Annotated in this window: 13 protein-coding genes; 10 read left to right on the top strand and 3 right to left on the bottom strand. The window is 61.7% G+C overall.

Features of this window, described 5'->3' with window-relative positions; genetic code table 11:
* The first annotated feature begins 209 nt into the window (after positions 1-209).
* The 6 genes from recC to yfiB are packed head-to-tail and all read left to right on the top strand — an operon-like array spanning position 210 to position 11,769.
* Positions 210-3,662 (top strand): exodeoxyribonuclease V subunit gamma, encoded by a 3,453-nt coding sequence (gene recC, locus NDJ82_RS27200; RefSeq protein ID WP_250926650.1) that lies wholly within the window; start codon positions 210-212, stop codon positions 3,660-3,662.
* On the top strand, positions 3,659-7,333 hold the full coding sequence (recB, locus tag NDJ82_RS27195) for an exodeoxyribonuclease V subunit beta (protein ID WP_250926649.1): 3,675 nt from the start codon (positions 3,659-3,661) through the stop codon (positions 7,331-7,333). Before recC ends, recB begins: the two co-directional genes overlap by 4 nt.
* Positions 7,330-9,435, top strand: a complete 2,106-nt coding sequence (recD, locus tag NDJ82_RS27190; RefSeq protein ID WP_250926648.1) for an exodeoxyribonuclease V subunit alpha — start codon at positions 7,330-7,332, stop codon at positions 9,433-9,435. Before recB ends, recD begins: the two co-directional genes overlap by 4 nt.
* A 12-nt stretch (positions 9,436-9,447) precedes the next feature.
* The gene (gene yfiR, locus NDJ82_RS27185) at positions 9,448-10,014 is read left to right on the top strand and encodes a regulatory sequestration protein YfiR (RefSeq protein ID WP_099587221.1); all 567 of its coding nucleotides are present in this window, start codon (positions 9,448-9,450) and stop codon (positions 10,012-10,014) included.
* Positions 10,011-11,273, top strand: a complete 1,263-nt coding sequence (gene dgcN, locus NDJ82_RS27180) for a diguanylate cyclase DgcN/YfiN (protein ID WP_112196744.1) — start codon at positions 10,011-10,013, stop codon at positions 11,271-11,273. The genes yfiR and dgcN overlap by 4 nt, the downstream gene beginning before the upstream one ends.
* A 4-nt stretch (positions 11,274-11,277) precedes the next feature.
* Positions 11,278-11,769, top strand: a complete 492-nt coding sequence (gene yfiB, locus NDJ82_RS27175) for an outer membrane lipoprotein YfiB (protein WP_250926647.1) — start codon at positions 11,278-11,280, stop codon at positions 11,767-11,769.
* Between the two features lie 126 nt (positions 11,770-11,895).
* Here the strand turns inward: yfiB and NDJ82_RS27170 are convergent, their stop codons facing one another.
* Positions 11,896-12,186, bottom strand: a complete 291-nt coding sequence (locus tag NDJ82_RS27170; protein ID WP_250926646.1) for a DUF3077 domain-containing protein — start codon at positions 12,184-12,186, stop codon at positions 11,896-11,898.
* A gap of 316 nt (positions 12,187-12,502) precedes the next feature.
* A complete protein-coding gene (locus tag NDJ82_RS27165; RefSeq protein ID WP_250926645.1) occupies positions 12,503-13,450 on the bottom strand; it encodes a LysR family transcriptional regulator in 948 nt (315 codons plus the stop codon).
* Positions 13,451-13,581: 131 nt separating this feature from the next.
* On the opposite strand from NDJ82_RS27165, the gene NDJ82_RS27160 reads away from it, so the two are divergent.
* Positions 13,582-15,099, top strand: a complete 1,518-nt coding sequence (locus NDJ82_RS27160) for a CoA-acylating methylmalonate-semialdehyde dehydrogenase (RefSeq protein ID WP_099587227.1) — start codon at positions 13,582-13,584, stop codon at positions 15,097-15,099.
* A 15-nt stretch (positions 15,100-15,114) separates the two neighbouring features.
* Positions 15,115-16,002, top strand: coding sequence for a 3-hydroxyisobutyrate dehydrogenase (gene mmsB, locus NDJ82_RS27155; protein ID WP_099587228.1), 888 nt, complete (start codon positions 15,115-15,117; stop codon positions 16,000-16,002).
* 122 nt (positions 16,003-16,124) lie between these two features.
* Here the strand turns inward: mmsB and NDJ82_RS27150 are convergent, their stop codons facing one another.
* Positions 16,125-16,469 (bottom strand): cupin domain-containing protein, encoded by a 345-nt coding sequence (locus tag NDJ82_RS27150; RefSeq protein ID WP_015885872.1) that lies wholly within the window; start codon positions 16,467-16,469, stop codon positions 16,125-16,127.
* A gap of 298 nt (positions 16,470-16,767) precedes the next feature.
* Here NDJ82_RS27150 and kynB point away from each other — a divergent pair, with 298 nt between their 5' ends.
* Both kynB and kynA read left to right on the top strand, forming a co-directional pair.
* Positions 16,768-17,418, top strand: a complete 651-nt coding sequence (gene kynB / locus NDJ82_RS27145) for an arylformamidase (RefSeq protein ID WP_099587229.1) — start codon at positions 16,768-16,770, stop codon at positions 17,416-17,418.
* Positions 17,415-18,272 carry a tryptophan 2,3-dioxygenase gene (kynA, locus tag NDJ82_RS27140; RefSeq protein ID WP_015885870.1) on the top strand — a complete coding sequence of 286 codons (858 nt, stop codon included), beginning with the start codon at positions 17,415-17,417 and terminating at the stop codon, positions 18,270-18,272. The genes kynB and kynA overlap by 4 nt, the downstream gene beginning before the upstream one ends.
* Positions 18,273-18,438 lie beyond the last annotated feature (166 nt).

The following is an 18,438-nucleotide window of genomic DNA, read 5'->3' as shown; positions in this document are numbered from 1 at the left end:
AACTCAGTAGTGAAACGATGCATCGCCGATGGTAGTGTGGGGTTTCCCCATGTGAGAGTAGGTCATCGTCAAGATTAAATTCCGAAACCCCATTTGCGAAAGCAGATGGGGTTTTGTTTTGGGCGCTGGGAAAAGGCTGAGGCGGTCATCTCAGGCACCTTCAGTGCTAAAGTCCATGCCTCGATATTGTTTTTCCCAAGGAAGCCGTTATGCCGGATGCGACGTCCCTCAGTGCTGGATTCATGGTAGTTCACGGCAACCGGCTGGACGAACTGCGCAGCCTGGTGGTGAGTTGGATGCGCCGTTACCCCCTGGCGCCCCTGGAAAACGAAATCGCCCTGGTACAAAGCAACGGTATTGCCCAGTGGCTCAAACTGGCCCTGGCTGAAGACCCGGAAGACGACGACATGGGCGGCTGCGGAATCGCCGCCGCCATCAATGTTCAGCTCCCTGGCAGCTTTATGTGGCAGCTCTATCGCATGGTCCTGGGACGTGACGAAATTCCTCCCAAGTCCCTGCTCGATAAAGCTCCGCTCACCTGGCGCCTGATGCGCCTGCTCCCTGAACTCATCGGTCAACCGCACTTCGAGCCATTGCAGCGCTTTCTGACTAACGACACAGACCTGCGTAAACGCTACCAGCTATCGGAACGCCTGGCCGATCTGTTCGACCAATATCAGGTCTACCGTGCCGACTGGCTGGAAGACTGGGCCGCCGGCCGCCACCAATTGCGCAATGGTCGAGGGGAATCCAAGCCGCTCAATCCTGCCAATTGCTGGCAAGCCGAGCTATGGCGCGCGCTGCTCTTGGATGTCGGTGAAGAGGGCATGGCCGAAAGCCGCGCCGGCGTTCACCAGCGTTTCATCGAACGTATCAATACCCTTGAAGAGGCGCCGAAGGGCTTGCCTTCGCGGGTGATTGTCTTCGGGATTTCTTCTCTGCCCGCTCAAGCACTCGAAGCATTGGCCGGCCTGGCCCGTTTCAGCCAAGTCTTGCTGTGCGTGCACAACCCTTGTCGGCACCATTGGTCCGACATCGTCGCCGACAAAGACCTACTGCGTAACGAATACAAACGCCAAGCGCGCAAAGCCGGCATGCCGGTCACCATCGACCCGCAGACCCTGCACCAGCACGCCCACCCGCTTCTCGCCGCCTGGGGCAAACAAGGCCGCGACTACATCAGCCTGTTGGACAGTTACGACGATCCCAACAGTTACCGCGCTGCCTTCCGTGATGGACGCATCGATCTGTTCAGCGACAGCGAACCCACCACGCTGCTCAACCAACTCCAGGACGATATCCTCGAACTGCGCCCACTCAGTGAGACTCGCGACCTGTGGCCCGCCGTCGACCTGGAGCGTGACGCCTCAATCCGCTTCCACATCGCCCACAGCGCCCAGCGCGAAGTAGAAATCCTCCACGACCAGTTGCTCCAACGTTTCAGCGCCGACTCCACGCTTCGCCCAAGGGACATCATCGTCATGGTCCCCGACGTTGACAGCTACGCGCCGCATATCCGTGCAGTATTCGGCCAGTTGGAAAGAAACGATCCACGTTTCATCCCCTTCACCCTCACCGACCAAGGCCAACGTGGCCGCGACCCTTTGCTGATCGCCGTCGAACACCTGTTAAAACTCCCCGACAGCCGCTTCCCCGTCAGCGAAGTTCTTGATCTGCTCGATGTCCCGGCCTTGCGCGAACGCTTTGCCATCAAGGAACGGGACCTACCTACCTTGCACCGCTGGATCGAAGGTGCTGGCATCCGTTGGGGTCTCAACGCCGAACAACGTGCTGGCCTCGGTTTGCCAAGCGAGTTGGAGCAGAACAGCTGGCGTTTCGGCCTTCGCCGTATGCTGCTGGGTTATGCCGTTGGCACCGGTGCTGCCTGCGAAGGCATCGAGCCTTACGACGAAATCGGTGGGCTCGATGCGGCCTTGATCGGCCCGCTAGTAGCGTTGCTCGACGCGCTCAGCGATGCCCATCAGGCCCTGTCACAACCAGCGGCTCCCCACGAATGGGGCGAACGTCTGCAACGCCTGATGCAACTGTTCTTTCTGCCCAGCAGTGAGCACGACGATTTCCTGTTGGGGCAGCTTGAGCAGCTCAGAGAAACCTGGCTGGAAACCTGCGAGTCAGTTGGCCTGCAGGACGAGTTACCGCTCACCGTAGTCCGCGAAGCCTGGCTCGCCGGCCTGGACCAGGGTCGTCTATCCCAGCGTTTCCTCGCCGGTGCTGTCAATTTTTGCACCTTGATGCCGATGCGTGCGATACCGTTCAAGCTGGTTTGCCTGCTCGGTATGAACGACGGCGATTACCCACGCGCCCAACCCCCGCTGGATTTCGACCTGATGGGCAGCGACTACCGTCCCGGCGATCGTTCGCGCCGTGAAGATGACCGTTATCTGCTCCTCGAAGCCCTCCTGTCGGCCCGCGACCAGCTCTACATCAGTTGGGTCGGCCGCAGCATCCGCGATAACAGCGAGCGCCCGGCCTCCGTCCTGATCGGCCAACTGCGCGACCATATCGCCAGCGGCTGGCATAACGCACAAGCAGAACAACCACTGCTCGAAGCGATGACCCAGGAACACCCACTCCAACCCTTCAGCGCCCGCTACTTCCACGCGGGCGATCCACTGTTCAGCTACGCCCGCGAATGGCAGTTACTCCATGAAATGCAGGTCGCGACGCCTGAACAAGACGATCTGGCACAACACCATCAGGAAGAACCCCTGAGCCTCGGCCAGGTGCAAGATTTCCTACGCAACCCGGTCAAACACTTCTTCAGCCAGCGCCTGAAAGTATTCTTCGAGGCGGCCGAAGTACCCTTGGCCGATGAAGAACCGTTTGTCCTCGATGCGCTGCAACGCTACAGCCTCAGCGACAGCCTGTTGAATGCAGCGCTGTCCCAACCCGATCACCTCGACCTGGCCCTCAACGCCCAGGCCTTGCGTCTGCAGGGGAGTGGCCTGCTGCCCATGGTCGGTTTCGGCGAATGCTTGCGCAACGAACTGATCGAGCCCTTGCCCGGCCTGCTGCAACGCTACCAACAGTTGCTGGCCCTCTGGCCCACTCCGCACTCCGGCGCCGAACCTATCAGTTTTGAGCATCAAGGCATTGCGCTGGAGGGCTGGATCAGCGGCCTGCATCGACGCAGTGATGGCGGATTGCTGAGTGTCACCACCATCCCCAATAGCATCGGGTCGATCAAGACACGCAAGTGGCATCGTCTGATCCGTCCTTGGGTCAACCATGTGGTGGCGTGCGCCTGTGGCCTGCCGCTGAGCACCGGTTTGGTGGCCAGTGACGACACGTTGCTACTGGCGCCGCTGGATAAACCCGCCGCCCAGGAAATCCTCCGCAACCTGCTGTTGGCCTGGCACAGCGCAATGAGAAAACCACTGCCAGTCGCCGTCAAAACCGCCTTCGCCTGGCTCAGCCAAACCGACCCGGCCAAAGCCCACGCCGCAGCGAGCAAAGCCTATGAAGGCGACGGCCTGACCACCGACGGCGAACGCCGCGAAACCCCGGCGCTCACCCGGCAATTCCCTGATTACGCTGCCTTGATTGCCAGCGAAGAATTCGAAGGCTGGTGCGAAACCCTGTATCGACCACTGATCAACGCCCCATGGCGATCACTCACAGGCGAGGAGGCCGGCGCATGAGCAGCAAACCCTTGGCTCTGGCCTTCCCGCTGCGCGGCAGCCAACTCATCGAAGCCAGCGCCGGCACCGGCAAGACCTTCACTATTTCCGCACTGTACCTGCGCCTGGTGCTAGGTCATGGTGGTGAGGAGTCCGGGTTCGGTCGCGAGTTGCTGCCACCGCAAATCCTCGTCGTCACCTTTACCGATGCCGCCACCAAAGAACTGCGCGAGCGTATCCGTATCCGCCTGGCCGAAGCCGCACGCTTCTTCCGCGATGAGATTGAACAACCTGATGCGTTGATCGCCGACCTGCGCGCGCAATACCTGCCCGAGCAATGGTCCGCCTGCGCCAACCGCCTGGACATCGCCGCCCAGTGGATGGACGAAGCGGCGGTTTCCACGATCCACAGTTGGTGCCAGCGCATGCTGCGCGAACACGCATTTGACAGCGGCAGCCTGTTCACCCAAACCCTGGAAACCGACCACAGCGACCTGCTTGGCGAAGTGCTGCGCGACTACTGGCGGCTGTTTTGTTACCCGATGCATGACGATGCGCTCAACTGGGTGCGCAACAATTGGGGCGGACCCGCAGCCTTGATGCCTCGGGTGCGCGCGCTGTTTGGCAGCGAACGGCCTGCTGATGAAACCCGTGAGCCAGCGGAACTGATCAACGCCTGTCTGCAAGAGCGCCGAGAAGCCCTGATACAACTCAAGGCACCTTGGCAGCAATGGGCAGCAGAGCTGCGCGATATCTGCCTGCAAGCCGTGGCCGCCAAAGCCGTCGACGGCCGCAAGATGCAAGCGCGTTACTTTGAGCCCTGGTTCGAAAAAATCAGTGCCTGGGCTGCGGATGAAACCCTTGAGCAGCTGGACATCGGCACCGGCTTCACCCGCCTGACCCCCGACGGTATGGCCGAAGCCTGGAAGGGCGACCCGCCGCAGCACCCCGGCATCGAGGCCATGGCCGGCCTCAAAGCCGCTCTCGACGCCCTGCCAACCCCTGACGCCGCCGTGTTGCAACACGCCGCCGGCTGGGTGGGCAAACGCTTCGAAGAAGAAAAACGCCGTCGCGCCGAAATGGGTTTCGACGACATGCTGATCCGCCTCAACGCTGCCCTGCACGCAGAGGGCGGCGAGCGCCTGGCCAGCGTGATCCGCGAGCAATTCCCGGTGGCCCTGATCGACGAATTCCAGGACACCGACCCGGTGCAATACAGCATCTTCGACAGCATTTACCGCATCGAAGACAACCACCTCGACAGTGGCCTGTTCCTGATTGGCGACCCCAAGCAAGCGATCTATGCGTTCCGTGGCGCCGACATCTACACCTACCTGCGCGCCCGCCAGTCCACCACTGGGCGTCACCACACCCTGGGCACCAACTTCCGTTCCAGCCATGCGATGGTCGAGGCGGTGAACCATGTGTTCCAGCGCGCAGAAACGGGCCGGGGCGCGTTCCTGTTCCGCGAGCCGACAGGCGAAAACCCGGTGCCGTTCCACGCGGTGCTATCCCAAGGCCGCAAGGAAAAGCTGCAGGTCGATGGTCAAACATTGCCAGCGATGAACCTCTGGCACCTGCCCACCGACCAGCCTGTTTCCAATGCCGTGTACCGTCAGCAATTGGCCGCCGCGTGTGCCACGCGGATCGTCGAATTGCTCAACGGTGGCCAGCAGGGTACGGCCGGTTTCCTACAACCGGACGACAGCTTCCGCGGCGTACTGCCGTCAGACATTGCCATTCTGGTGCGCGACGGCAAGGAAGCCCAAGCCGTGCGGGCCGAGCTGGCCGACCGCGGTGTGCGCAGCGTGTACCTGTCCGACAAGGATTCAGTGTTCGCCGCCCAGGAGGCCCACGACCTGCTGGCGTGGCTCAAGGCCTGCGCCGAGCCGGACGTTGAGCGTCCACTGCGGGCTGCTCTGGCCTGTGTCACCCTGAACCTGTCACTGCCGGAACTGGAGCGTCTGAATCAGGACGAGCTGGCGTGGGAAGCCCGCGTGATGCAGTTCCGTGGCTACCGTATGATCTGGCGCACCCAAGGCGTGCTGCCGATGCTGCGCCGTCTGCTGCACGACTTCAAACTGCCGCAAGCCCTGATTGCCCGCAGCGACGGCGAACGGGTGCTGACCAACCTGCTGCACCTCAGCGAACTGCTGCAACAGGCCGCGTCCGAGCTGGACGGCGAACAAGCGCTGATCCGCCACTTGGCCGAACAGCTCGCGTTATCCGGCCAGGCCGGCGAAGAGCAGATCCTGCGCCTGGAAAGCGATGAGCAACTGGTCAAGGTCGTGACCATCCACAAGTCCAAGGGCCTGGAGTACGACCTGGTCTTCCTGCCGTTCATCTGCTCGGCCAAGCCGGTGGACGGCAGTCGCCTGCCGCTGCATTACCACGACGAACACGGCAAGTCCCATGTCAGCCTGCGCCCTACGCCTGAGTTGATCGCCCAGGCTGATGACGAGCGTCTGGCCGAAGATCTGCGTTTGTTCTACGTGGCCCTGACCCGCGCCAAACACGCCTGCTGGCTTGGCGTTGGCGACCTCAAGCGCGGCAACAGCAGCAGCTCGGTATTGCACCTGTCAGCGCTGGGCTACCTGCTCGGCGCGGGTGCTGCGCTGGGTGAGTCAGCCGGCCTGGCGCGCTGGCTGCTGGACCTGCAGGAAGGCTGCCCGGCCATTCACTATGCACACGTGCCCGAGGCCCAGGACAGCGTGTTCCACCCGCCGCGCAACCAAGCGACTTTACTTGCACCGCTGCTGCCCAGACGCAAGGCTGCCGAAAACTGGTGGATCGCGTCCTACAGCGCCTTGCGCATTGGTGAAAGCATGAGTGTCGCCAGCCTCGAAGCGCCCGAAAGCCCACAAGCGCAAAAGCTGTTTGATGACGAACGCCTCGACCCTGACGCGCCGCGTGAAGTGGCGGCGTCCGGCGGCGATATTCACCGTTTCCCACGCGGTCCCAACCCAGGGACCTTCCTTCACGGCCTGCTGGAGTGGGCAGGTGAAGAGGGCTTCAATGTGACGCCGGACGCCATCGAAAACGCCGTCGGCGCGCGCTGCAATCGCCGCAACTGGGAAGGCTGGATCATCACCCTCAGCGATTGGCTCGGCCACTTGCTGCACACGCCGCTGCCGGTGGACAACGCTCACGTCACCCTGAGCAGCCTGCAGCAGTACCAGATTGAAATGGAGTTCTGGTTCGCCAGCCATAAAGTCGATGTGCTCGCCCTCGACAAACTGGTGTGCCAGCACACCCATAACGGCGTCTCGCGCGTGGCTGCCGAACCGGTGCTGCTCAACGGCATGTTCAAAGGCTTTATCGACCTGACCTTCGAACACGACGGCCGCTACTACGTGGCTGACTACAAATCTAACTGGCTCGGCCCTGACGATTTGGCCTACACGCAAGCGGCCATGGAACAGTCGATCCTTGAGCATCGATACGACCTGCAATACGTCCTTTACCTACTGGCCCTGCATCGCCAACTCAAGGCGCGTCTGCCGGGCTACGAGTACGACCGCCACGTCGGCGGCGCGCTGTATGTATTCCTGCGTGGCACCCAAGCCGTCAGCCGAGGCGCGTTTTTCACTCGGCCGCCGCGTGAGCTGATCGAAGGCCTGGACCTGTTTTTCCAGGGCAAGCCCATCCCGCCCAAGGTTGAGCCCGCCTGGGAACAAGGAGTGTTGTTATGAGCCTGTCGCCCTTACCGCTGGAGGCGCTGGAGCCTCTGGACCGCGCCGCTGACCTGCTCCAGTTGCTGGACCGTTGGGTTGATCGTGGCTGGCTGCGGGCGTTGGACAAAGCCTTTGTCGGCTTCCTGCACGAACTCGACCCACACGCCGCCCCGTTGGTGTTGCTGGCGGCCGCCCTGACCAGCCACCAGCTGGGCCACGGCCATGTGTGTCTGGACCTGTTCGAAACCCTCAAGGCACCGGACTTTGCCTTGTCCCTGCCGCCCGAAGGCGACCTGCAAACCGGCGCCATGCTGCTACCGTCGCAGTTGCTCGACGGCCTCGATGGCGCCCACTGGTGCCATGCGCTGGCCGCCAGCCCGTTGGTCGCCCTGGCGTTGGATGGCAGCGAGTCGGCGCACAGTCGCCCCTTGGTGCTGTCGGGCAAACGCCTGTACCTGCGCCGTTACTGGACCTACGAACGGCGCATCGACACCGCTCTGCGCCTGCGCCTGGCGACCCAGGAAGCCGTCGCCGCCGACTTGCCCCAACGCTTGAACGGCCTGTTTGACCAGCCGGCGCCCGATGGCGTGATTGACTGGCAAAAACTTGCCTGCGCCCTGGCCACGCGCGGTGCTTTCAGCATCGTCACCGGCGGCCCCGGCACCGGCAAGACCACCACCGTGGTGCGCCTGCTCGCCCTGTTACAAGCACCCGCGGTGGAAACCGGCAGCCCGTTGCGTATCCGCTTGGCCGCGCCCACCGGTAAAGCTGCCGCGCGTTTGACCGAATCCATCAGCCAGCAAGTGTTGTCGCTGAAAGTGCCGGAAAACGTGAAGGAAAAGATCCCGACCCAGGTCACCACTGTTCACCGCTTGCTGGGCAGTCGCCCCGGCACCCGACACTTCCGCCATCACCTTGGCAACCCGTTGCCCCTGGATGTGCTGGTGGTGGACGAAGCCTCGATGATCGACCTGGAAATGATGGCCAACCTGCTGGACGCGTTACCGCCCCATGCGCGCCTGGTGCTGCTGGGCGACAAAGACCAACTCGCCTCGGTGGAGGCCGGCGCCGTACTCGGAGATTTGTGCCGCGACGCCGAAGCCGGCTGGTACAGCCCCCAGACTCGCCAATGGCTGCAAGCGGTCAGCGGTGAAGACCTCGACGCCAGCGGCCTGCAAGAAGACCTCGACGGCAGCCATCCCCTGGCGCAGCAAGTGGTAATGCTGCGTTACTCGCGGCGTTTCGGCGAAGGTAGCGGCATCGGCCAACTGGCGCGCTGGGTCAATCAGCAAAACGCCGAAGAGGCCCGCAAGCTGCTGGCCGCTCGCAGTCACGGCGACCTGTTCTGTGTCAGCCTCAAAGGTGAGCACGACCATGCCCTGGAACGCCTGGTGCTGGATGGGCAGGGCGACGGTGCTGAGGGTTATCGCTATTACCTCAACCTGTTGCACAGCGCGCGTCCCGCCCTCGACACCCCACGTGACAACCTCGCCTGGACCCACTGGGCGCAACAACTGCTGCAGGCCTTCGATGCGTTCCAACTGCTCTGCGCCGTGCGCAAAGGCCCTTGGGGCGTGGAAGGACTGAACCTGCGCATCACCGCAGCCTTGCGCAAAGTGCGGCTGATCGAGGGTGACGAACAATGGTACGAAGGCCGCCCGGTGCTGATGACGCGCAACGATTACGGCCTGGGGCTGATGAACGGCGACATCGGCATCGCCCTGAAGCTGCCCGAAAGTGAAGGCGGCGACCCGGTGTTGCGTGTCGCTTTCCCACGTAACGACGGGCAAGGCGGCGTGCGATTTGTACTACCCAGCCGTTTGAATGATGTGGAAACCGTGTACGCCATGACCGTGCACAAATCCCAAGGCTCGGAATTCACCCACACCGCGCTGATCCTGCCGGACGCCTTGAACCCGGTGCTGACCAAGGAACTGATCTACACCGGCATCACCCGCGCCAAGCGCTGGTTCAGCCTGATCGAACCCCGTGGCGGAGTGTTTGAAGAGGCCGTGCGACGCAAGGTCAAGCGCTTGAGTGGGCTAATGCTGGAGTTGGGTCAGGAGTCAGAAATTTCTGATGCTGTGCTATCGTTGCGGCATCACTCCGAAAACACCTGAGAGTATCGCTGCATGAACGTGGCCGTCTCGCCCACAGAGCGAAGTTTGAGCTGGAGACGCCTGCTGCTTGTGGCGGTTTTGTGGCTGCTGGCGCCCCGCGTGTTTGCTGAGGCCCCAGGCCCGGCTGTCCAACGCGCCCAGGCGGTCACCCAAGTGGTCCTCGGCATCCTCAGCTATGCCCGCTGGCCCGTGGAGCCTGCACAACTGCGCCTGTGCATCGTCGGCCCCACCCAATACACCGACGACCTGATCAAAGGCACCACCCAGGCCACCGGCCGTCCGGTGGTGGTGCGCCGCCTGTTGGCCGACCATCCCGACATCGTCAGCGCCTGCGACGCCGTGTACATCGGCAAACTCAGCACGGATGAACGCAGCCGCCTGTTTGCCTCGTTGATCGGTCACCCGGTGCTCAGCATCAGCGAAGGCGGCGACCAGTGCACCGTCGGCAGCCTGTTCTGCCTGCGGGTGGGCGATGAGCAAGTGTCGTTCGAGGTCAACCTCGACTCGGTGGCACGCAGCGGCGTGCGTATTCACCCCAGTGTGCTGCAACTGTCCCGTCGCCGGGCGCCGGCCTCATGACAGCCGTGATTGTGCGCCCAACCCTGCGCTCGGTCATTGGCCGAGGGCACCTGATCCTGGCGCTGGTGGCCGTGACCCTGGCCAGCGTGTCCCTGACCCTGCTTGGCGTGTTGGCGCTGCGGGTCTACGCCGAACACAACCTGCACCTGATCGCACGTTCCATCAATTACACCGTCGAAGCGGCGGTAGTGTTCAACGACCGCGCGGCGGCCACCGAGGCGCTTAGCCTGATTGCTTCTACGGAAGAAGTGGCCCAGGCCGATGTGTTCGATGCCAGCGGCAGGCTGCTGGCGCATTGGGAGCGCCCCGAAACCGGCATGCTTTCGCGGGTTGAACTGGCGCTGGCGCATACCCTGCTTGAACAGCCCATCAGCCAGCCGATCCTGCACCAGGGCCGTACCATCGGCAGCATCCACTTGACCGGCCACGGTGGCAGTTTGCTGCGCTTCCTGCTCAGCGGGCTGGCGGGCATCCTGATCTGTACCGTCCTCAGCGCCTGGGTTGCCCTGCACCTGGCGCGCCGGCTGCTGAAGGGCATCACCGGGCCGCTGCAAAGCCTCGCCGCCGTGGCCCACGCTGCGCGCAGCGAACGCGACTTCGACCGTCGCGTGCCACCGGCGCGCATCGCCGAACTCGACAGCCTGGGCAGCGACTTCAATGCCTTGCTCGGCGAGATGGAAGCCTGGCAAAGCCACCTGCAAAGCGAAAACGAAACCCTCGCCCACCAGGCCAACCACGACAGCCTCACCGGCCTGCCCAACCGGGCGTTCTTCGAAGGCCGGCTGATCCGCGCACTGCGCAGCGCTGCCAAGGTCAACGAACGGGTCGCCGTGTTGTTCCTCGACAGTGACCGCTTCAAAGACATCAACGACAACTTCGGCCATGCCGCCGGCGACGCCGTGCTGGTGGCCGTCGCCGACCGCGTGCGTGCACAACTGCGTGACGATGACCTGGTGGCGCGCCTGGGCGGTGATGAGTTCGCCATCCTGCTGGCGCCGCTGCACAAAGTGGAGGATGCCCAGCGCATCGCCGACAAGATCATCGCCAGCATGGACCTGCCGATTGCCGTGCCCGGCAATACTCACGTATCGACCTCCCTCAGCATCGGCATCGCCATTTATCCCGATCATGGTGTCACTCCCGGCACCTTGCTCAATGCCGCTGACGCGGCGATGTACCAGGCCAAACGGTTTTCTCAGGGCGGCCAGCAAACGGCAGAGTCGGAGCACTCTACCGTCAACACTCAACACAGGAGTTGATCCCTTGTTCTCGACCGCGCGCGTTTTATTCATCTCATTGCTGGTGGCTTTCCTTGCCCTCGGCGGTTGCCAGACCGCCCCACCCAAAGGCCTGACCCCGGCGCAGGTCGCGGTCCTTAAACAGCAAGGCTTCGAACTCACCGACGACGGCTGGGCATTCGGCCTGTCGGGCAAAGTACTGTTCGGCAGCGACGTCGAAACCCTCAACCAGCCCAGCACTGACATCGTCCAACGCATCGGCAAAGCCCTGCTGGGCGTGGGCATCGAACGCGTGCGCGTCGACGGCCACACCGATGCATCGGGCAAGGAAATCTACAACCAACAACTTTCCTTGCGCCGCGCCAAAAGCGTGGCCACGGTGCTGCAAGGCGTGGGCATGAAAGAAGAAAACATCCAACTGCGCGGGTTGGGCAGCGCCGAGCCCGTGGCGTCCAACACCACGGCGGCGGGGCGTACGGAGAATCGTCGGGTATCGATTGTGGTCATCGCGGACTGAGTCGCCTCACCCCTCTCAACTTGAAATGCAATCAAAGTGTGGGAGGGGGCTTGCCCCCGATAGCAGTGTGTCAGCCTGTACATTTGATCTGACACTCCGCTATCGGGGGCAAGCCCCCTCCCACATTTAACCGCGGGGCGTCATCGCCTGGCTCAAGTCATCCACCACCGCCTTGCTCATCTCACACAGATAATGCGCAGCCCACGCATAGTGTTCGCCGCGCACGTCCATGGCGGCATCCATTGCGAGTTTCTTGGAGTAGAACAGCAGGGTGGAGGCATGTTCCAGCGCTTCGCCGATGGGCATGCCGGCGTTGACGCGGAATAGGGGTTTTTGGTTTTCGCTGTAGTCGCCGAAGGTGACGACGCCGACGGTGATGATGGAGGAAAGCGGTGGATCGGGGACGATTTTAGTCATGATGTCTACCTGGGAGTTTTAGGAACCACCCACTCATGTCGCTAAACATGAAGGGGTGGCAGCTGTACGCAGGTTAGCGAACCGGACCCAGGACCCGGCAGACCCGAAGGTCTCCCACGCACAGCCGCCATAACACGAAAACGACGAGCAGGAAGCTGCTGTCGTTGGAGGCTGTGTCCGGGTTCGGGTCGCTAAACCCGTTCGCTGTTTTTTCAGCGAAGTCCGGAGGCTAGTCACTCGAACCCTAAGGCGCAATAGGCCGGAGATTCTCTAGGAAACGTCCTGCAATTTAAAGGGAATCGTCGTTACTGGCCCTTTAATCCGCAAACCTGATCTCCCGCGTCTCCCCCATCAACAACCCCTGGTTCTGCTCCGTCACTTCCCGGATGTAGTCCCACAACAACGTAATCCGTTTCAGCTTGCGCAAGTCCTCCCGGCAATACATCCAGAACTGCCGCGTAATCGCAATCTGCTCCCCCAGCACCGGCAACAACCGTGGATCCTGCGCCGCCAAAAAGCACGGCAATATCGCCATCGACCGGCCTTGCTGCGCCGCGACGTACTGCGCAATCACGCTGGTACTGCGCAGGCTCGCGCTGGCGCCGGGCACTACGTTCGCGAGGTACAGCAGCTCCGAGCTGAACGCCAGGTCATCCACATAGCTGATAAACGGATGCTCGGCCAAATCCGCCGGTTTGCTGATGGGCGGGTGTTGGTCGAGGTAGTCCTGGGTCGCGTACAGCTGCAATTTGTAGTCGCACAGTTTGCAGCACACATACGGCCCATGTTCCGGGCGTTCCAGGGCGATGACGATGTCGGCTTCGCGCTTGGACAGGCTGATGAAGTGGGGCAGGGGCAGGATGTCGACCGAGATGGCCGGGTAGGTGTCGACGAAATGGCTCAACTGCGGGGTCACGAAGAAGCTGCCAAAGCCTTCGGTGCAGCCCATGCGCACGTGACCGGACAGCGCCACGCCTGAGCCGGAGACTTGCTCGCAGGCCATGTGCAAGGTGCTTTCGATGGACTCGGCGTAACCCAGCAGGCGCTGGCCTTCTGGGGTGAGGACAAAGCCGTTGGTCCGGGATTTTTCGAACAGCAACGTGCCGAGGGACACTTCCAGCGAACTGATGCGCCGCGACACGGTGGTGTAGTCCACCGCCAGGCGTTTGGCGGCGACGCTGGCCTTGCGGGTGCGGGCCACTTCGAGGAAAAACTTCAGGTCGTCCCAGTTCAGGGAGCCCAATGATGTGATGTTTTTTTGCATATTGGACCGGCTTTTATGTGCGTTCTTATTAGAGATTTGCACATCTATACTCCAAAAACAGTCCGAACGCCTCATTCTTCAAGGCGATCCACGCGCCTTGTCTCTATATAAATATAAGAGTTGGAGACCACATGAACGCATCTGCCGATATTTCCGTTAAACAGGTCAAGTTGCTGATCAATGGCGAGTGGGTCGAGTCCAAGACCTCCCAATGGCAAGACATCGTCAACCCGGCCACCCAAGAGGTGCTGGCGAAAGTCCCGTTCGCCACGGCCGATGAAGTCAACGCCGCCATCGACGCCGCCCATCGCGCCTTCCAGACCTGGAAGCTGACGCCGATCGGCGCACGCATGCGCATCATGCTCAAGCTGCAAGCCCTCATTCGTGAACATTCCAAGCGCATCGCCGTAGTCCTCAGCGCCGAGCAGGGCAAGACCATTGCCGATGCCGAGGGCGATATTTTCCGTGGCCTGGAAGTGGTCGAGCATGCGTGCTCCATCGGTACTTTGCAGATGGGCGAATTCGCTGAAAACGTCGCGGGCGGCGTCGACACCTACACCCTGCGCCAACCCATCGGCGTATGCGCCGGTATTACCCCCTTCAACTTCCCGGCGATGATCCCACTGTGGATGTTCCCGATGGCCATCGCCTGCGGTAACACCTTCGTACTCAAGCCTTCCGAGCAAGACCCGCTGTCGACCCTGTTGCTGGTAGAACTGGCGCTGGAAGCCGGTGTGCCGCCAGGGGTGCTCAACGTGGTGCACGGCGGCAAGGATGTAGTGGATGCACTGTGCACCCATAAAGACATCAAGGCCGTGTCCTTTGTGGGTTCCACTGCCGTCGGCACGCATGTCTACGACTTGGCCGGCAAGCACGGCAAGCGCGTGCAATCGATGATGGGCGCCAAGAACCACGCCGTGGTGCTGCCGGATGCCAACCGCGAACATACCCTCAATGCTTTGGTCGGTGCCGGTTTCGGCGCAGCGGGCCAGCGTTGCATGGCCACCTCGGTGGTGGTGCTGGTGGGAGCGGCCAAGCAGTGGCTGCCGGACCTCAAGGCGCTGGCGCTGAAACTCAAGGTCAATGCCGGCAGTGAAGCCGGGACTGATGTAGGCCCGGTGATTTCCAAGCGTGCCAAGGCCCGCATCCTGGAGTTGATCGAAAGCGGTGTGAAAGAAGGCGCCAAGTTGGAGCTGGACGGCCGTGACATCCAGGTACCGGGCTTCGAGCAAGGCAACTTTGTCGGCCCGACCCTGTTCTCCGGTGTGACCACCGATATGCAGATCTACACCCAGGAAATCTTCGGCCCGGTGCTGGTAGTGCTGGAAGTCGACACCCTCGACCAGGCCATCGCACTGGTTAACGCCAACCCGTTCGGCAACGGGACAGGCCTGTTCACCCAAAGCGGTGCAGCGGCGCGTAAGTTCCAGAGTGAAATCGATGTAGGCCAAGTCGGCATCAACATCCCGATCCCAGTGCCGGTACCGTTCTTCAGCTTCACTGGCTCCCGTGGCTCCAAACTTGGCGACCTCGGTCCGTACGGCAAGCAAGTGGTGCAGTTCTATACCCAGACCAAAACCGTCACCAGCCGCTGGTTCGATGACGACACGGTCAACGATGGCGTGAACACCACCATCAACCTGCGCTGATTCCGGGAGACGACCATGAAGATTGCATTTATCGGCCTGGGCAACATGGGCGCGCCCATGGCTCGCAACCTGATCAAGGCTGGCCACGCGCTGAATCTGTTCGACCTGAACCAGACGGTACTCAAGGAACTCGCCGAGCTGGGCGGCAGCATCAGCGACTCGCCGCGTGATGCGGCCCAAGGCGCTGAACTGGTGATTACCATGCTACCCGCTGCCGCCCATGTGCGCAGCGTGTGGCTGAATGAAGACGGTGTATTAGCCGGGATCGGCAATGGCGTACCTGCCGTGGATTGCAGCACCATCGACCCGCAGACCGCCCGCGATGTGGCGGCGGCGGCGGCCAGGCAAGGCGTGGTGATGGCAGACGCGCCGGTCTCCGGTGGCACCGGTGGTGCACAAGCCGGGACCTTGACGTTCATGGTTGGCGCCACCCCGGAACTGTTCGCCACCCTGCAACCGGTGCTGGCGCAGATGGGGCGCAACATTGTGCACTGTGGCGCTGTGGGCACCGGGCAAATCGCCAAAATCTGCAACAACCTGCTGCTGGGCATCAGCATGGTCGGCGTCAGCGAAGCCATGGCGCTGGGCGATGCGCTGGGCATCGACACTCAAGTGCTGGCCGGGATCATCAACAGCTCCACCGGACGCTGCTGGAGTTCGGACACCTACAACCCATGGCCGGGCGTGATTGAAACCGCGCCGTCATCCCGGGGTTATACCGGCGGGTTTGGTGCCGACCTGATGCTCAAGGATTTGGGCCTGGCTACCGAGGCGGCACGTCAGGCGAAACAGCCGGTGATCCTGGGGGCTGTGGCCCAGCAGTTGTACCAATCGATGAGCCAGCGTGGGGAGGGGGGCAAGGACTTCTCGGCGATCATCAACAGCTATCGCAAGCCAAAGTAAGGGCATTCGGGGGCGAGCATTGTGGTGAGCGGGCTTGCCCAGCGCGGGGCAAATCCGCTCACCGCACAAAGCGAGTGCACCGCTGATAAGTGGCTTACCCCAACCAATCGGTGCACCGCAAATCAGGCAAACACAAAATACTTACGCACTGTCTCAACCACTTCCCACGTCCCCTTCATCCCCGGCTCTACCACGAAGATATCCCCAGCCCGCAAATGGATCGGCTCCATCCCTTCAGGAGTGATGATGCAGTAGCCTTCCTGGAAGTGGCAGTATTCCCATTTCACGTAGTCCACGTACCACTTGCCTGGGGTGCAGATCCAGGTGCCCATGATCTTGCTGCCGTCTTCGCTGGTGTAGGCGTTGAGGTTGACGGTGTGCGGGTCGCCTTCCAGTTTCTCCCATTTGCAGGCATCCAGGACCGGCAGGGGATGGGTGTCGCGCAGTACGGTGATGGGCTTGGACATGATGGCTCCGAGGCAGGGAATGGAAAGATGCACCCTAAGGCCTTGAGCGTTGTGCCAGTGGTCTGAACTCGACATCGGGATGCCCAGAAGCGCAGGTGAATACGGTTCTACTGGTACAGCGAGGTCAATCATTAATCCCTGGTGGCAGCTCCACTGTGGCCAGGCGACACTTCTGAGCGTAAAGAGGCGATTTCCTCGCAGTAAGTGCGAAAGATTTCCCGCCTCGCGCCAGAATTCGCAAGAAAATTCACAGCTGGCCCTCGTATCATTCACTTCAGTAACCGCCGAGAGCCTTCAAATGAACCCAATAAAAACGTGGTGGGACATCAGCCCACCCTTGAGTACGGCGACCCCGACCTGGCCGGGTGATACGCCGTTCCAGGAAGAGCGCGTCTGGCAGTTTGGCCCGGAGTGCCCGGTGAATGTGGGGCGCATTACCTTGTCGCCGCACACCGGCGCCCACGTGGACGCACCGCTGCACTACAGCGCAGACGGCGCACCAATTGGCGAGGTGTCGTTGGACGTGTATATGGGCCCATGCCGGGTGCTGCATTGCCTCGCCAGCGGCGCGTTGGTGCAACCGCATCAACTGGAAGGCCGTGTGGATAACCTGCCGGAGCGGGTGTTGCTGCGCACTTATCCACAAGCGCCACTGACTGAGTGGGACTCGGACTTCACCGCCATCGCGCCGCAAACCATTGAGCTGCTCGCCAGCCTCGGCGTGCGCTTGATCGGTATCGACACGCCCTCGCTGGACCCGCAACAGTCCAAGACCATGGATTCCCATAACGCCGTAGCCCGGCATGGCATGGCGATTCTCGAAGGCATCGTGCTCGATGACGTACCGGAGGGCGACTATGAACTGATCGCACTGCCGCTACGCTTTGCCAACCTGGACGCCAGCCCGGTCCGCGCCATTCTCCGCCCGCTCAAGGAGCCCACGCGATGAGCCAATGTCCCTTTTCTGCTGATTACCAACCGCCGGAAGAATGGCATAACGCCGAACTGAATTTTTCCGAGTCCATGAGTTACGGCGATTACCTGGACCTGGGCAAAGTCCTCAGCGCCCAGCACCCGCTGTCGCCAGACCACAACGAAATGCTCTTCATCATCCAGCACCAGACTTCTGAGCTGTGGATGAAACTGATGCTCCACGAACTCAAGGCTGCCCGCGAACATGTGCGCCTGGGCGAGTTGCCGCCGGCGTTCAAGATGCTGGCGCGGGTGTCGCGGATCTTTGACCAACTGGTTCATGCGTGGGCCGTGCTGGCGACCATGACCCCGTCGGAATACAAGGCGATCCGCCCGTTCCTGGGGCAATCGTCCGGGTTCCAGTCGTTCCAGTACCGTGAGATCGAATTTATCCTCGGCAATAAAAGCGCGGCGCTGTTGCGGCCCCATGCCCATCGGCCGGAGCTGTTGAACGAGTTGAAAGTGGCGATTGCCACGCCGTCGCTGTATGACGAAGCGATCAACCTGATGATCAAGGCGGGCCTGGCGATTGATCCGAAACGTGCCGAGCGTGACCCGACCGCAGCGACCGTGCACGACGAGTCGGTGGAGGCGGCGTGGCGCGAGGTGTATCGCGATCCGAACCGGTATTGGGACTTGTATCAGTTGGCCGAGAAGTTCATTGACCTGGAAGACTCGTTCCGCCAGTGGCGCTTCCGCCATGTGACCACGGTTGAGCGCATCATCGGCTTCCAGCCGGGCACCGGCGGCACGGAAGGGGTGGGGTATTTGCGCAAGATGCTCGACACGGTGTTGTTCCCCGAGTTGTGGCGAGTACGTTCCACGCTCTAAACAAAAAGCCCCGGATTACCGGGGCTTTTTTATTTGGAATGTCCCGTCCTGAATAAGGTTTACACCTTCTGACCTTTGTTCAGGAGGACTCAATGGATACGAGAAAAAGGCGCAGCCAACGCGATTACACGCTAGCTTTTAAATTGTCGGTCGTAGACCAAGTCGA

The sequence above is a fragment of the Pseudomonas sp. SR18 genome (genome assembly GCF_023701505.1).
GTDB classification, from domain to species: domain Bacteria; phylum Pseudomonadota; class Gammaproteobacteria; order Pseudomonadales; family Pseudomonadaceae; genus Aquipseudomonas; species Aquipseudomonas cyclaminis.
Note: the sequence above shows the minus strand (reverse complement) of the source record. Positions and strands in the feature narration are given on the sequence as shown.

Excerpts from the sequence above, each read along its gene's own strand:
- recC (WP_250926650.1), top strand. The coding sequence starts at position 210 with ATGCCGGATGCGACGTCCCTCAGTGCTGGATTCATGGTAGTTCACGGC.
- recB (WP_250926649.1), top strand. The coding sequence starts at position 3,659 with ATGAGCAGCAAACCCTTGGCTCTGGCCTTCCCGCTGCGCGGCAGCCAA.
- recD (WP_250926648.1), top strand. The coding sequence starts at position 7,330 with ATGAGCCTGTCGCCCTTACCGCTGGAGGCGCTGGAGCCTCTGGACCGC.
- yfiR (WP_099587221.1), top strand. The coding sequence starts at position 9,448 with ATGAACGTGGCCGTCTCGCCCACAGAGCGAAGTTTGAGCTGGAGACGC.
- dgcN (WP_112196744.1), top strand. The coding sequence starts at position 10,011 with ATGACAGCCGTGATTGTGCGCCCAACCCTGCGCTCGGTCATTGGCCGA.
- NDJ82_RS27170 (WP_250926646.1), bottom strand. The coding sequence starts at position 12,186 with ATGACTAAAATCGTCCCCGATCCACCGCTTTCCTCCATCATCACCGTC.
- NDJ82_RS27165 (WP_250926645.1), bottom strand. The coding sequence starts at position 13,450 with ATGCAAAAAAACATCACATCATTGGGCTCCCTGAACTGGGACGACCTG.
- NDJ82_RS27160 (WP_099587227.1), top strand. The coding sequence starts at position 13,582 with ATGAACGCATCTGCCGATATTTCCGTTAAACAGGTCAAGTTGCTGATC.
- mmsB (WP_099587228.1), top strand. The coding sequence starts at position 15,115 with ATGAAGATTGCATTTATCGGCCTGGGCAACATGGGCGCGCCCATGGCT.
- NDJ82_RS27150 (WP_015885872.1), bottom strand. The coding sequence starts at position 16,469 with ATGTCCAAGCCCATCACCGTACTGCGCGACACCCATCCCCTGCCGGTC.
- kynB (WP_099587229.1), top strand. The coding sequence starts at position 16,768 with ATGAACCCAATAAAAACGTGGTGGGACATCAGCCCACCCTTGAGTACG.
- kynA (WP_015885870.1), top strand. The coding sequence starts at position 17,415 with ATGAGCCAATGTCCCTTTTCTGCTGATTACCAACCGCCGGAAGAATGG.